We start from the raw sequence: 14,606 nt of genomic DNA, 5'->3' as shown, positions 1-14,606 counted from the left end.
GGTGTTTTCCCCTTTGACAAGGCGCACGCAGGTCGATAATATGCGCCTCGTTCACACGATTCCTCTGTAGTTCAGTCGGTAGAACGGCGGACTGTTAATCCGTATGTCACTGGTTCGAGTCCAGTCAGAGGAGCCAAATTTGAAAAGCCTGCTTTTAAAGCAGGCTTTTTGCTTTTGTGGGTTCGGTAAATTTGCCGGGTGGCGGCTGCGCCTTACCCGGCCTACTGATTAGCGACTAAATCTGATAATCAATCGCCACTTCTTCCGGTTCCATCACCTGGCGTTTGATCTCATCCACGGACAGCCCTGCATTGCACAACTCGATAAATCGCCACACGTAGTTGCGCTGAAGCTGCCCGCGCTTTAGCCCCAGCCAGACGGTATTCGCATCGAACAGGTGACGCGTATCCAGGCGCACCAGATTTCCGGCTTCATATTCTCCGCCAGACTGCTCGGCCACCAGGCCAATCCCCAGCCCTAACTCGACGTAGGTTTTGATCACGTCGGAATCCTGCGCGCTCAGCACCACGTCCGGTGTGAGCCCTTTACGCTTGAACGCTTCATCAATGCGCGAGCGTCCGGTAATGCCCTGCCGGTAGGTAATCAGCGGCCATTTGACGATCTCTTCCAGCGTCAAGGGCGAAACCTGATTCAGCGGGTGATCGGCGGGTAACAGCAGGCTGTGATGCCAGCGGAACCACGGGAACGCCACCAGCAGCGGGTCGTTGCTCAGCCGTTCACTGGCGATACCAATATCTGCCCCACCGTTATGCAGCAGCACTTCGATTTCCTGCGGCGTGCCCTGGATCAGTTCCAGACGTACGTCCGGGAAGATCTCACGAAATGCTTTGATAACGGTCGGAAGACTGTAGCGCGCCTGCGTATGGGTGGTGGCGATTGTCAGCACACCTGAAGCGTCGTTGGTAAAGAGATCTGCCAGCCGACGAACGTTGCTGGCCTCGTTGAGAATGCGCTCAGCGATGGTCAGCAATGCCTTGCCTGGCTCCGTCATGCCCAGCAGGCGCTTGCCGCGACGGATAAAAATCTCAATGCCTAACTCCTCCTCAAGCTCGCGGATATGTCGGCTGACGCCTGACTGGGAGGTGTAAAGCATGTTGGCGACCTCGGTCAGGTTGTAATCCCGCCTGGCCGCCTCACGAATAATTTTAAGTTGCTGGAAATTCACGATTCACTCCGGCGCATCTGACATAAGGCTATTGTTAGAGTCAGCCGGGCTGGAGAACAAATAATAAAAACCAGCATCTTATGCTTATTTGGAATATCAGCTGACCAGTTGCAGCTCGCGATTTTCCAGCGACGGCTTACTGACCAGAGACATCAGGATCTCTTTCACCGCCTGCGCCTGCGGTGACAGGGAGCCGCGCGCGGACATATTCAACGACAGCGGTAAGCTCATGGATGGCGTGGTGATGCGGGCCATCCAGCCATTCGCCGCGCTGCACAGTGAACGTGCGGCAGACTCGGGCAGTACCGTTACCCCCATGCCGCTGGCAATGGCGGCAGTCAGCGTGGAGATGGAATCAATCTCACCGATAATCTTCGCCGTCAGACGGCGCAGCGAGAACGCTTCGTCAACGCGAACGCGCACGGCGCTGTAGTCGCGCGGCAGGAACAGGTTCATCTCTGCCACGGCGGTTAAATCAATGCTCTGGCCGGGGCAATCACGGGTCCCGACCAGATAAAGATCTTCCTTCAGCAGCGGCTGGCTGGTGATCCCGGCAACCGGTGAGCGATCGTACAGCACCGCCATATCCAGCTGACCGTTGAGCAGTTTGTCATTGAGCACGGAACCACTGTTCTCATGCAGATAAACCAGCACTTCCGGTAGCTCCGCGCGCACCGCCTGAAGCAGCGGCATGGTTACCGACGATGCGGCCGTTCCCGGCGCCAGGCCGATGGAGACATTCCCGCTCAGGGTCTGACCTACGTTGTGCACGGCCAGTTGCGCCTGTTCGCACTGACGCAGGATCGTACGGGCATGGGTATATAAAATTTTTCCCGCTTCGGTAGGCGTTACGCCGCGCTTGGTGCGGATCAACAGTTGCTGGTCCATTTCGCCTTCCAGAGTCGCGACCTGCTGGCTCAGCGCAGGCTGCGCGATATGCAGCACTTCAGCCGCCTGGGTCAGGCTGCCGATATCGACGATTTTTACGAAGTATTTCAGTCGTCTTAAGTTCATGTTGCCCCCTGTTCGAAAATAGCGTGCCGGTAACGGCTGTGTTGTTAAACAGGTTTTGCAATATGGATGCCAGGTTTTGGCAGCGAATAAATATGTTTGCTAAGCGGCTGAAAATAAGGAAAGCCAATCGCTGGTGCCTGTTTTCAGACAGTGACAACGGATTCCGATCTGCCCCATTCGGGGTATATCTGCACAATAATGGTGCATTCCGTTGGCAAAAACGTCAGTTTGCTGTTTTTGTCAGCAAACAGTCTAAAGTCGGCGATCCATCCTTTGACAAGGCGTACGCAGGTCGATAATATGCGCCCCGTTCACACGATTCCTCTGTAGTTCAGTCGGTAGAACGGCGGACTGTTAATCCGTATGTCACTGGTTCGAGTCCAGTCAGAGGAGCCAAATTTGAAAAGCCTGCTTTTAAGCAGGCTTTTTGCTTTTCTGCGTTTGGTAAGTTTGTCGGGTGGCGCTCCGCTTATCCGACCTACGGTCCTGTAGGCCCGGTAAGCGCAACGCCACCGGGCATTGCAAGCCTCACCGGCATCCCCGACCGCCGTTCCAGCTCAGCGCCCGCCCCTTCACTTATCAGCTGCGTCCTTTGCGCGGCCGAAATGGGCAGCGGCACTTTTCGGGTTGATTCAAATTCCGCGCGATTGCGTGAAAGCGGCTCGTGAACCTCTACCCAGCGGCTACCATCCGGCTCGGTGGTCATTTTTACGGGCTGATCAATAAGCTGTACCCGCGTCCCCACCGAAACGTTATCGAACAGGTATTTGATATCGTTATTACGCAGGCGAATGCAGCCCTGGCTGACGCGCAGGCCAATGCCGAAATTTGAGTTGGTACCGTGGATCGCGTACAGCCTGCCGATATAAAGGGCATACAGCCCCATCGGGTTATCCGGCCCGGCGGGCACGAACGCGGGCAACGTTTTCCCCTCTTTCGCGTAAGCGCGTCGCGTGTTTGGTGTGGGTGACCAGGTTGGGCCTTCCTGCTTGCGTTCAATGGCGGTTACCCAGTTACGCGGCGTTTCGCGCCCGGCCTGACCGATGCCAATAGGCAGCACCTCAACCGTGTTGCTGCCGGGTGGATAATAGTAAAGACGCATTTCCGCGACGTTCACCACAATCCCTTCACGCACGGTTAGCGGCAGAATAAGCTGCTGCGGCACCACCAGCGCTGTACCGGCACGTGGTAAAAACGGATCTACCCCCGGGTTAGCTTCCAGCATATTGCTTAACCCTTGCCCGTGCTGCGCTGCAAACGCTTCGAGCGGCAGGGTATTGCCTTCAGGTACGGTGACAGTTATCGGCGCTCCCACCAGGCGGCTCCCCTCGGGTGGGAGTGGGTAGGTTACAGCAGATGCAGCGGGAACCAGTATACAAAGCGTAAAAACAAACGCGGCAAATCGAATCATAGTGTTCTGTACTCGGTCAAAGAGAAAGCCTGCCGGTGGGCAGGCTTAGCCTACTCATTCAGTTAACCTTTCGTCGTGCGCCATCTCCGGGTAAGGACTTTTTCCGCTTCCACAATCATGAACATTGCGAACCCGATCAGGAAGGTAATGATCCAGTAGCGGAACGGCAGCGCTTCGGTACCGAACAACATCTGCATAAATGGCGCATAGACGATCAGAAGCTGAAGGGCCAGAAGTACGCCGCTCACGATCCATATGCCCTTGTTAGCCAGCAGACCTTTACTCAGGGAGAAGCCATCGGTGACGCGGCAGTTGAGCATGTAAAACCACTGGGCAGTGACCAGCGTTTGCAGCAACACGGTGCGGATGAACTCCGCCGAGTAACCGCGCGGTTGCAGCCAGGCCTCCAGCACAAAGGCGCTGATGGCAATCATCAGGCCGACAAACACCACACGCCAGATGGCGTAACCGTCCATCACGTGCAGGTTAGACTTACGCGGCGGCCGGTTCATGATGTCCTTCTCACCCGCTTCAAACGCCAGACCAAACGACAGCGTTGCCGAGGTTGCCATGTTCATCCACAGGATCAGTACCGGTGTTAACGGGATAAGGTTCCCCGCCAGCAGGGCAATAATGATCAGCAGGGCCTGGGCGATGTTGCTCGGGATAACGAACAGAATGGTCTTTTTCAGGTTGTCGTAGACCCGACGCCCTTCATGGACCGCCCGGGCAATGGTGGCAAAGTTATCATCCGTTAACACCATATCGGCGGCTTCTTTGGTGACTTCAGTACCTTTGATCCCCATCGCGATGCCGACATCCGCCCGCTTCAACGCAGGCGCATCGTTCACGCCGTCCCCGGTCATCCCGACCACTTCCTGCTTACTTTGCAGCGCCTGCACCAGACGGAATTTATCTTCCGGGCTGGTTCGGGCAAAGATATCGTATTTTTGCGCCGCCTCGCTCAGCTGGTGGTCGTCCATCGCCTCCAGTTCGCGCCCGGTAATGGCGCTCGCCGCGTTGCCAATACCCAGCATCTGACCAATGCTCATCGCCGTTTGTGGATGATCCCCGGTAATCATTTTCACGCGAATGCCCGCCTGCAAGCAGTCGGCAATGGCCGAAATGGCTTCCGGGCGCGGGGGATCCATCATGCCCGCAATGCCGAGCAGTATGACCCCCTCTTGCAGATCCGCATGCGTCAGCTCGCGCTGCCCGCTGGCGGCCGGTTTCCAGGCCGCAGCCACCATGCGCAATCCTTCGCGCGCATACTCTTCAATCTTCTCTTCCCAATAGTGCAGGTTGAACGGCTCCAGCCCGTTTTGAGTCTGCTGGTGCTGGCAAAGACGGAAAAGGACGTCCGGCGCGCCGGTGATTAACATCACCTCTTCGTCGCCCAGGCGATAAAGGGTGGACATGTATTTATATTGCGAATCGAATGGGATTTTACTGCGCAATTCGGCGTCAATTGGCGGAAGCGGGATTTTTGCCGCCAGCACCTTCAGCGCGCCTTCGGTAGGCCCGCCGGTGATTTTCCACAGCCCCTGCTCATCTTTGATCAGCTGGCTGTCATTACAGAGATCGACGGTGCGCAGATAGCGCTCCAGCACAGACCCCTGGGTCACGGTTACCGGTGTTGGATCGTCAACAGGGTGAATATTGCCCACCGGCTCGTAGCTGTCTCCCTCCACGCGGTAGGTGGTGTCCGCGGTAATCACCGCTTTTACCGTCATCTCATTCATGGTCAGGGTGCCGGTTTTATCCGAGCAGATCACCGTCATCGCCCCCAGCGTTTCCACGGTAGGCAGCTTGCGAGTAATCGCCTTGCGACGCGCCATCGCCTGCACGCCCAGCGAGAGGATGATAGAGATAATGGCCGGTAAACCTTCCGGCACCGCCGCCACCGCAAGGCTAATCAGCGACAGCACCAGCTCTGATACGGGCATATCACGGAAGATAAGACTGAAAACGAACAGCGCCAGCATCATCACCAGAATGGTGATAAAAATGGTCTTGCCGAGCTTGTCCATTTGCACCATCAGCGGGGTACGGTGTTTTTCAATGTCCGACATCATCTGGTTGATATGGCCGAGTTCGGTCTCCCCCCCGGTCGCCACCACCAGCCCTTTTCCCCCGCCGGAGCTGACGGTGGTGCCAGAATAAAGCAGGTTGTAACGGTCGCCTAACGGCAACTCCCCGTGGAGCGCATCGCTGCTTTTCTCCACTACCGTGGATTCGCCGGTAAGAATAGCTTCTTCCACCCGCAGGTTGTGCGCCTCTATTACGCGAAGGTCGGCAGGAATGCGATCCCCGGCGCGTATCACCACGATATCTCCCGGCACCAGCGCTGTCGTCGGGATAGTTTCATGGTTGCCCTGCCGGATGACCACAGCCTCGCTGGAGAGCATATTACGAATGCTTTGCAGCGATTTCTCCGCATTGCTCTCCTGAATATGTCCAATCAGGGCGTTGATGATGGCCACCCCAAGAATGACAAACATATCCACCCAGTGTCCCATTATCAGCTTCAGCAGCGCCGCCGCCAGAAGGACGTAAATAAGGACATCGTTGAAATGGGCCAGAAAGCGCAGCCAGCCAGGTTTACCCGGTTTTTGCGGTAAGGCATTTTCACCGTATTTTTCCAGTCTGGCGGTGGCTTCTGCACTGGTAAGTCCGTCCAGGCTGGATTGGATATTTGTCAGGGTTTCATCAACGGTCTGTTGATAATACGGATGGTGAGGCTTTTCTGTTATCATCGTTCCTTCCTCGGGTTCTTTTCAGAAATCACCTTGCTTTCATGTCATTAACGAATAACGAAAACAGGAACATGTGCATAACGAACGATACTCGCCGCCTCTGACCCTAATAAATGGGTTTGAATATTGGGATTGCGCGACCCCACAATAATCGCGCCGACGTTAAGTTCATCCGCCAGTTTGATTACCTCATCACGTATATTCCCGCTGCGAACATGTAGATGGACATTTGCTTCCGGCAGGCTGATTTTTTTTACCAGCGCGGCCAGTTTTTCTTTAGCATTATTAATCATATATTCATCCATCTTTCTCGCGTCTGCAATAAAACCGCGGGTCAGTTCCGCCGAGAACTTTGGCATAACGTACAGCAGATGGACATTACCCGATGCGCTTTGCGCCAGGAATTGGGCATGCTGTAGCGCTTTATCAGACAACGCTGTTTCGTATACATCCACCGGCACCAGAATCGTTTTATACATATCAAGCATCCTTTTTATAACCAACACAACAGTGAGTGAATCAGGAGAGATCGCATCAAACCCATGGGTACAGGCGTGAATGCCTTTTACGGAAAAAAGGAATGGATGCTATTAAACGTAGCACAGGAATATCAGGATGTTATTCAAAGGGGATACGCTATCGTATCGCTTGTTTCGCCTGAGTATGTCACGCCACTAATAATGGTTATTTAACATTTATTTATTCACCGACTATGCTCATAGTCAGACATGCAACACGTTCATTCTCATTATCCCGCGCCACCTTCAACCTCATGGAGGAATGCATGTACGGTTTAAGCCTGATTCGCCTTGGTTTGTTTATTGCGCTTGCCATTATCGCCAGCACAGCAATCGGTTTATTTACCTATGTGGTCGTCTCGGCCCTGGCGGAATAGTGCCACCCCAGCATTGATGACGAAATAAATAAAACAATTATTATCAGGGGAATACTGTGAAGCGCTACCTCTCTCTTCTGCCTGCTGTTTTATTGCTGCTGACGGCGTGCGACCCCAAACCCGACCGCGCCGCGCCCCTGCCAAAAATGGTAAAAGTCGCAGAGGTGGTGAAGGCCGGCAACGCGCAGCAGCGCGTATTTCCCGCGCGTATCGAATCCGGCGACGCCACCGATCTCGCGTTCAAACGTGCCGGGCAGATTGAGACCCTGGACATTCGCCAGGGTGCCGTTGTCAAACAGGGACAACGGCTCGCCAGTCTTAACGATCGCGAAGCCCGGCAGCGTCTGAACGACAGGCAAACGGCGGCGACCCTGGCTCAGCGGCAATTCGACCGCTTCCAGACCCTGGCAGGACGCCAGGCCGTGTCGAAGGCCGAGATGGATGTCCAGCGCGCAAACCGCGATTCTGCAAACGCCGCGCTACAGATTGCTCGCGAGGAATTAAGCCAGATGACGCTCGTCGCCCCCTTTAGCGGGACAGCGGCCAGCGTACATGTGCGAAATCATCAGGTCGTCTCAGCCGGCCAGCCCGTCGTCACCCTGACCCGTACCGACCTGCTGGACGTGGTGTTCAGCCTTCCAGAGAACCTGTTTAACACCTTCGATATCCGCAATGCGCAGTACAAACCGGTAGTGAGGATCAACGCCCTGCCCGGTCGCGAGTTTACCGCTGTGTACAAAGAGCACTCAGGCAGTAGCGACAGCAACACATTGACCTGGCAGGTGATTTTAACCATGCCCCGCCCGGATGATTTTCCCGTCGTGGGCGGCGTCAGCGGAACGGTCACCATCAATTTAACCAACCTACCGGCGGGCGTGGGCAATGAGGCGCTGGTGGTGCCGGTTGAAGCGGTCTTTAACCCGGATAACCGCCCGCGCAATGAGCCACACGTCTGGGTGGTGACGGGCGAAGGCGATACGTTGCACCTGGAAGATCGTAAGGTCAGCGTCGGGCAAGTCAGCGCTGAGGGGGTCGTCATCGTCGGTGGGCTTAAGGCCGGTGAACGCGTGGTGGCCGCAGGCGTTGGGGAGTTACATCCCAACCAGCCGGTACGTATCTGGACGCGTGAACGGGGACTGTAATGGATATCTCTCGTCAGTTTATCAGCAACCCGGTTCGCGTCTGGCTGACTATTCTGCTGCTGGGCGTAGGTGGCATTATTGCCCTGTTGAACATCGGCAGACTGGAAGATCCGGCGTTTACCATCAAAACGGCGGTGGTAATCACTCATTATCCGGGCGCGTCGGCGCAGCAGGTTGAGGAAGAGGTCACCCTGCCGCTGGAAAACGCGCTTCAGCAGTTACCTTACCTGGATAACGTCAGCTCCATCTCCTCCAGCGGCCTGTCGCAGATCACGGTCAATATAGCCTCGCGCTACCACTCAAATGCGCTGCCGCAAATCTGGGATGAACTGCGTCGCCGGGTGGGAGATGCCGCCCGACAGTTTCCACCGGGGGTAGTGACCCCGTTTGTGAATGACGATTTTGGCGATGTGTTCGGCTTTTTCTTTGCCATTTCCGGCGATGAATTCAGCAATCCGGAATTGGTGCGGTATGCCGAGCAGCTGCGCCGGGAGTTGGTCCTCGTGCCGGGCGTGGGCAAAGTGGCCATCGGCGGAGCCCTCACCCAGCAGATTAACGTGGACATTTCTCTGAGCAAAATGGCCGCGCGCGGGATTACGCTTAACCAGCTTTCTGCCCAGCTCAGCAGGCTGAACGTGGTTTCCAGCGCGGGAGAGATCCCCTCCGGTACTGAGTCAATTCGTCTGCATCCTACCGGAGAATTCGAAAGTATTGACGAGCTAGCCGATCTCATAGTGACCCCGCCCGGCGTTGGGGCGGCTACCCGCTTACGGGATATTGCCACCCTGTCACGTGGGCTGGATGCGTCCCCTGCCAGCATCTACCATGCCAACGGCAGAAAAGCCGTCACCATGGGCGTCTCCTTTATCCCCGGCGTTAACGTGATCGACGTGGGACATGCCCTGGAGGCGAAGCTTGAGCAGATGTCAGCCGAGAAACCGGCAGGTATCCATATCGACCTGTTTTACGATCAGGCGGCGGAGGTCGGGCATTCCGTCAACGGATTTATCATTAATTTCCTGATGGCGCTGGCGATTGTCGTCGGTGTGTTGCTGATCTTTATGGGCTTACGCAGCGGGCTCATTATCGCCTTTTCCCTCGCGCTCAACGTGCTGGGCACGCTGCTGATCATGTATCTCTGGGGCATAGAACTACAGCGTATTTCACTGGGGGCGCTGATCATCGCCCTCAGTATGCTGGTCGATAACGCCATCGTGGTTGTCGAAGGGGTACTGATAGCCCGGCAGCAGGGCTCGCCCCTGCTTAACGCCATTAACGCTATAATTCGCCGCTCTGCGCTGCCGCTGCTGGGTGCGACGGTCATCGCCATCCTGGCTTTTGCGCCCGTCGGGCTGTCGCAGGATTCCACTGGCGAATACTGTAAGTCGCTGTTTCAGGTGCTGTTGATTTCACTGATGCTGAGCTGGTTCTCAGCCCTCACCATTACGCCGGTGCTGATTAAATGGTGGCTGTTTGAACATGACGCTGCACCGCCAGACGCCGACAAAACGGATCCCTACGACAAACGCATCTATCGGATCTATCAGGCGGTGCTCAACGCGCTGTTACGGCGTAAAGCGCCAACGCTGATGGTGATGGCCGCACTGCTGGCTGCCGCCATCTGGGGCTTTGGCTCGGTGCGGCAGAACTTCTTCCCCTCATCCAGTACGCCAATTTTCTTTGTCGACCTCTGGCTTCCTTACGGGACCGACATTAACTGGACCGAGAAGATGACCGGTGATATCGAGAAAACCATTAACGGTCAGCCTGGCGTGGAAACTACGGTCTCGACGATTGGTCAGGGAAGTATGCGATTTATTTTGACCTACAGCGGACAGCGGCAGTACAGCAACTATGCACAAATCATGGTGAGAATGGACGACCAGCGTAACATCCCCGCCCTGACCCGCCACGTTGATGAGTACATCGCACGGAACTACCCGCAGGTTAATGCCAGCACGAAACGGGTGATGTTTGGCCCCTCCGGTGACAGCGCCATTGAAATACGTATTAAGGGCCCCGATCCGGACAGGCTGCGTCTGATCGCCAGCCAGGTAGACAGTATTCTTACGCGCGATCCGGCGACGGACAGCGTCAGGAACGACTGGCAAAACCGCAGCAAAGTGATCCGCCCGCAGTACGTCACCGCGCTGGGACGTGAGCTTGGCGTGGATAAGCAAGACGTCGATAACGCCCTGGAGATGAATTTCTCCGGCAGCCGGGCGGGACTGTACAGAGAAGGAAGCGACCTGTTACCCGTGGTGGTGCGCCCGCCGGAAAGTGAACGGCTGGACGCCAATCACCTGAATAACGTCCTGGTATGGAGCCAGACCCGTCAGCAGTATATTCCGCTGAGCAACGTCGTCAGCGGCTTCGCGCTGGAGTGGGAAGATCCGCTGATCCTGCGTCGCGACCGCTCGCGCGTGCTGACCGTGCAGACCGACCCTGACCCGCTAAGCCAGCAAACGTCCGGCGATATTCTCGCCCGCGTGAAGCCGCAAATAGATGCCCTGCCTCTGCCCCACGGCTACAGCATCGAATGGGGCGGGGACGCGGAGAACTCCAGCGAAGCGCAGCAGGGGCTATTTACCACGCTGCCGCTCGGGTATCTGGTGATGTTTGTGATCACGGTGCTGATGTTCAGTTCGGTGAAAAACGCCGTCGCTATCTGGCTGACCGTGCCGCTGGCGCTGATCGGCGTTACGCCCGGTTTTTTACTTACCGGGATCCCCTTTGGCTTTATGGCACTGATTGGCCTGCTGAGCCTGAGCGGGATGCTGATCCGCAACGGCATTGTGCTGGTGGAAGAGATAGAGCAGCAGAAAGCGCAGCAGGATCAGCACAGTGCGATCGTTTACGCCGCCACGTCGCGCCTGCGTCCCATCCTGCTCACCGCCTTTACGACCGTGCTTGGCCTCGCCCCCCTGCTGCTGGATGTGTTCTTCCAGAGCATGGCCGTTGTGATTATGTTTGGGCTTGGGTTTGCTACAATCCTGACGCTGCTGGTACTCCCCGTAATTTACGCGTGTTTTCATCGTAAGGACGAAGCTGAACAACAATGAATGCGACAGGGCTGAACATCATCAAGACGCTGGGCTGTATGACGGCGGTCACCTTCTTCACCATCTACAACACCTGGGACCATTACGATTATGACTATCACTGGATCCTCGGTTTTTTAACCTTCATTTCGACCATCGCCACGCCGTTGTTTTTTGTGGTTGCAGGGTATCTGGATGGGCAATCCCGACACGGCACGCGCTGGCAGCTGGATAAGATCAAAAGCCTGGTGATCGTCTTTCTGTTCTGGGTAACCATTTACTACCTGTGGGAGCCCTATCAGCGCGGATATCTGATCCAGCCCTGGTTCGTGTTCGCGTTTGTCGTGATTTACACTTTTCATCCGGCGGTGGAGTGGCTCAGCCAGCGGCGAACGCTGTTTTGCGGGGTGATTGCCACCCTGCTGCTTTTCTCATACGGGTACGATTTGCTGTCAGCCCTCTATCCTGATGTCCACGTGCTTTCATTGTCGCCGCAGTATCGCCTGTGGACGTGGCTGCTGTTTTATCTGACGGGGCAGCTCTTTTGCGATCCGCAGATTGCGGCGTGGATCGGCCGCAAAAATGTGGTCAGGGCAGCGGTGATTGCCATACCGTTTATCTATCTCTTCACGTGGTTTTACGAACGGCATTTCTTTTTTGCGCTATTTAAAGCGGACAGAAACGCCTTTATCCTCACCGGATCGCAAATCTACATCCTGATTATTGCCCTGGTGATTGCGGCCAACGGCGTACGTTTTCGCCGCAATGCGGAGTTTAAAGAGTCCGTGCTGGCCGCCATTAGCAAAACGATGACCGGGGTCTATATCATGCACTACTCGGTGTTTCACCTGCTGACGGCGCTCATTCCGGTAACGTCCCTGAGCACCAAACTTGCTCTGATTGTGCTCACCTTTGTTACGTCCGTCCTGTTTTCGCTGCTGATCCTGTCCAACGCAGTGGCCAAAAAAGTGATTACCCTTTAAAAGCCCAGGCGCAGCCAGGCAAACAGCACGTTGCCGTTGTTGTAGGTTCCGGGAATATAGGTGAACTGGACGGTGACGCGCTTATATCCGGCAGAGAAAAGCGGGAAGATAAACGGCAGCGGGACATAGTTGGCAAAGTCGTCGCGCGCGGTGATCCCCGCGGCGGCCCCCAGCCCCAGACGGAAATCTTTTGCGTTATCCAGATACCAGCCCTTTTCCCAGCCGTAGCCCATCGCGGGCTGCCACTCGTTATGTGAATCTTTAAACATCATGGCAAAGAGTGCGCTCCAGTTGCCCTCGTCGTTGTAGCGAGAAACGCCCAGTCCGCCGCCCCACGGCATTTCGTTGTAGTTATCCGTTTTCTCTTTGTCATACATAAAGCGGGCATGCCAGCTCAGAAACGGCAGGTAGAGATCGTAACGATCCGGCTGTTCCCATGTCTGGGAAATATCGTCTGTTACCGCATCCCACCAGCGGTGGATGCGCTGTTCGCCGTAGACTTTTGGCTCCGCATGCAGCGGCGAAGCCACCAAAAACAGGACTACCCAGAGTGCAGGAAAGAGGCGTTGCATCGTTATTCCCTCAGCTTACGTCACACAGCGATCATTATTACTGTAAACCATTCAGCCCTAACCGGAGCCAAACAGGCTGATTTATATTGGGACCCGATAAGATGAAATTTATTGATTCTGCGCTTTCAGGAAAGATAAAAACGTTTTCTCAGGCCGTCTGTCGCGGTAGTCTCATACGTTCCGTCAATATGACGGCTGCAACGTGAGTGACCTTTTCTTATACCAATAATTAAAAATCAGTACAGACAGGACAACTATGGACTCCACCCTCATCTCCGCTCGCCGCAACGAGGAGACACCTTCGCTTAACCGCGCCCGCCGCGCCGCTTTAGGTAGCTTCGCAGGCGCCGTCGTCGACTGGTATGACTTTCTGCTCTACGGTATTACCGCTGCGCTGGTATTTAACCGTGAATTCTTTCCTCAGATCAGCCCCGCCATGGGCACGCTTGCTGCGTTTGCCACCTTCGGCGTCGGTTTTCTGTTTCGTCCGCTGGGCGGGATAATTTTCGGCCACTTCGGCGATCGCCTTGGCCGTAAGCGCATGCTGATGCTCACCGTGTGGATGATGGGCATTGCCACCGCGCTGATCGGTATTTTGCCCTCCTTTGCATCGATTGGCTGGTGGGCCCCGGTGTTGCTGGTGACGCTGCGCGCCATTCAGGGCTTTGCCGTCGGCGGCGAATGGGGCGGCGCGGCACTGCTGTCCGTGGAAAGCGCGCCGAAGAACAAGAAAGCGTTCTACAGCAGCGGCGTGCAGGTAGGTTATGGCGTGGGTCTGCTGCTCTCCACGGGCCTGGTGTCGCTCATAAGCCAGCTCACGACAGACGAGCAGTTCCTGAGCTGGGGCTGGCGTATTCCGTTTATCTTCAGCATTGTGCTGGTCGTGGTGGCCCTGTGGATCCGTAACGGCATGGAAGAGTCGGCTGAGTTTGAGCAGCAGCAACGCGAAAAACCGGTCGCGAAAAAACGGCTGCCGGTGATGGAAGCGCTGGTGCAGCACCCTGGCGCTTTTCTGAAAATTATCGCCCTGCGCCTGTGCGAACTGCTGACGATGTATATCGTCACCGCCTTCGCCCTCAACTACTCCACTCAAAACCTCGGCCTGCCGCGGGAATTGTTCCTGAACATTGGCCTGGTGGTGGGCGGGATCAGCTGCCTGACCATCCCCTGCTTCGCCTGGCTGGCGGATCGCTTTGGCCGTCGACGGGTGTATATCACCGGGGCGCTTATCGGCACACTCAGCGCCTGGCCGTTCTTTATGGCGCTGGAGGCCCAGTCGGTCTTCTGGATTGTCTTCTTCGCGATCATGCTCGCGAACATCGCTCACGATATGGTGGTCTGCGTGCAGCAGCCGATGTTTACCGAGCTGTTTGGCGCAAGCTACCGCTACAGCGGCGCGGGCGTGGGATATCAGGTGGCGAGCGTGGTCGGCGGCGGGTTTACGCCGTTTATCGCCGCCGCGCTGGTGACGTTCTCCGGCGGGAACTGGCATAGCGTGGCGATTTATCTGCTGGCAGGTTGCCTGCTTTCTGCTGCCACCGCCCTGTTGATGAAGGAAACCGCGCACAGCTGATCTCCTCACTTTTGTTTCACAGGCGTGTGACAT

10 protein-coding genes and 2 tRNA genes are annotated in these 14,606 nt (G+C 56.0%); 6 read left to right on the top strand and 6 right to left on the bottom strand.

The genetic code is table 11. From position 1 onward, the window contains the following. Nucleotides 1-60: 60 nt before the first annotated feature. A tRNA-Asn gene (locus ACOT1A_RS00400) sits at nt 61-136 on the top strand. Between the two features lie 99 nt (nt 137-235). Here the strand turns inward: ACOT1A_RS00400 and cbl are convergent. Next, complete coding sequence (cbl, locus tag ACOT1A_RS00395; RefSeq protein WP_003859532.1) at nt 236-1,186, bottom strand: HTH-type transcriptional regulator Cbl; 951 nt, start codon at nt 1,184-1,186, stop codon at nt 236-238. Nucleotides 1,187-1,282: 96 nt separating this feature from the next. After that, nucleotides 1,283-2,200, bottom strand: coding sequence for a nitrogen assimilation transcriptional regulator NAC (nac, locus tag ACOT1A_RS00390; RefSeq protein ID WP_022648585.1), 918 nt, complete (start codon nt 2,198-2,200; stop codon nt 1,283-1,285). 320 nt (nt 2,201-2,520) lie between these two features. Here nac and ACOT1A_RS00385 point away from each other — a divergent pair. After that, nucleotides 2,521-2,596 (top strand) — tRNA-Asn (locus ACOT1A_RS00385). An 82-nt stretch (nt 2,597-2,678) separates the two neighbouring features. Here the strand turns inward: ACOT1A_RS00385 and ldtA are convergent. The 3 genes from ldtA to ACOT1A_RS00370 form a co-directional block, all read right to left on the bottom strand. After that, on the bottom strand, nt 2,679-3,611 hold the full coding sequence (ldtA, locus tag ACOT1A_RS00380) for a L,D-transpeptidase (RefSeq protein WP_171936611.1): 933 nt from the start codon (nt 3,609-3,611) through the stop codon (nt 2,679-2,681). A 62-nt stretch (nt 3,612-3,673) separates the two neighbouring features. Next, nucleotides 3,674-6,367 carry a cation-transporting P-type ATPase gene (locus ACOT1A_RS00375; protein ID WP_276169843.1) on the bottom strand — a complete coding sequence of 898 codons (2,694 nt, stop codon included), beginning with the start codon at nt 6,365-6,367 and terminating at the stop codon, nt 3,674-3,676. A gap of 47 nt (nt 6,368-6,414) precedes the next feature. Next, nucleotides 6,415-6,846 (bottom strand): universal stress protein, encoded by a 432-nt coding sequence (locus ACOT1A_RS00370; RefSeq protein WP_023300514.1) that lies wholly within the window; start codon nt 6,844-6,846, stop codon nt 6,415-6,417. A 472-nt stretch (nt 6,847-7,318) separates the two neighbouring features. Between ACOT1A_RS00370 and ACOT1A_RS00365 the strand changes: the two genes are divergently transcribed. The 3 genes from ACOT1A_RS00365 to ACOT1A_RS00355 are packed head-to-tail and all read left to right on the top strand — an operon-like array spanning nt 7,319 to nt 12,428. Continuing rightward, nucleotides 7,319-8,404: an efflux RND transporter periplasmic adaptor subunit gene (locus ACOT1A_RS00365; protein WP_063147750.1), complete on the top strand. Its 1,086-nt coding sequence runs from the start codon at nt 7,319-7,321 to the stop codon at nt 8,402-8,404. Then, nucleotides 8,404-11,466, top strand: coding sequence for an efflux RND transporter permease subunit (locus ACOT1A_RS00360; RefSeq protein ID WP_276169844.1), 3,063 nt, complete (start codon nt 8,404-8,406; stop codon nt 11,464-11,466). The genes ACOT1A_RS00365 and ACOT1A_RS00360 overlap by 1 nt, the downstream gene beginning before the upstream one ends. 38 nt (nt 11,467-11,504) lie before the next feature. After that, entirely contained in the window at nt 11,505-12,428 is a 924-nt protein-coding gene (locus ACOT1A_RS00355) for an acyltransferase (RefSeq protein WP_161956935.1), read from the top strand. Here ACOT1A_RS00355 and pagP read toward each other — a convergent pair. Next, the gene (gene pagP, locus ACOT1A_RS00350; protein ID WP_023300518.1) at nt 12,425-13,000 is read right to left on the bottom strand and encodes a lipid IV(A) palmitoyltransferase PagP; all 576 of its coding nucleotides are present in this window, start codon (nt 12,998-13,000) and stop codon (nt 12,425-12,427) included. The genes ACOT1A_RS00355 and pagP overlap by 4 nt on opposite strands. A gap of 256 nt (nt 13,001-13,256) precedes the next feature. Between pagP and shiA the strand changes: the two genes are divergently transcribed. Further along, nucleotides 13,257-14,573, top strand: coding sequence for a shikimate transporter (shiA, locus tag ACOT1A_RS00345; RefSeq protein ID WP_022648594.1), 1,317 nt, complete (start codon nt 13,257-13,259; stop codon nt 14,571-14,573). The last annotated feature ends 33 nt before the right edge of the window (nt 14,574-14,606 follow it).

Source organism: Enterobacter cloacae complex sp. SYL003, assembly GCF_049236925.1.
Taxonomy (GTDB): Bacteria; Pseudomonadota; Gammaproteobacteria; order Enterobacterales; family Enterobacteriaceae; genus Enterobacter; species Enterobacter intestinihominis.
This window is presented reverse-complemented; position numbering and strand designations above follow the sequence as displayed.

What these genes read in the sequence shown, in the direction of transcription:
- shiA (WP_022648594.1), top strand. Translation starts at nt 13,257, where the DNA reads ATGGACTCCACCCTCATCTCCGCTCGCCGCAACGAGGAGACACCTTCG.
- ACOT1A_RS00360 (WP_276169844.1), top strand. Translation starts at nt 8,404, where the DNA reads ATGGATATCTCTCGTCAGTTTATCAGCAACCCGGTTCGCGTCTGGCTG.
- pagP (WP_023300518.1), bottom strand. Translation starts at nt 13,000, where the DNA reads ATGCAACGCCTCTTTCCTGCACTCTGGGTAGTCCTGTTTTTGGTGGCT.
- ACOT1A_RS00370 (WP_023300514.1), bottom strand. Translation starts at nt 6,846, where the DNA reads ATGTATAAAACGATTCTGGTGCCGGTGGATGTATACGAAACAGCGTTG.
- ACOT1A_RS00355 (WP_161956935.1), top strand. Translation starts at nt 11,505, where the DNA reads ATGACGGCGGTCACCTTCTTCACCATCTACAACACCTGGGACCATTAC.
- nac (WP_022648585.1), bottom strand. Translation starts at nt 2,200, where the DNA reads ATGAACTTAAGACGACTGAAATACTTCGTAAAAATCGTCGATATCGGC.
- ldtA (WP_171936611.1), bottom strand. Translation starts at nt 3,611, where the DNA reads ATGATTCGATTTGCCGCGTTTGTTTTTACGCTTTGTATACTGGTTCCC.
- ACOT1A_RS00375 (WP_276169843.1), bottom strand. Translation starts at nt 6,367, where the DNA reads ATGATAACAGAAAAGCCTCACCATCCGTATTATCAACAGACCGTTGAT.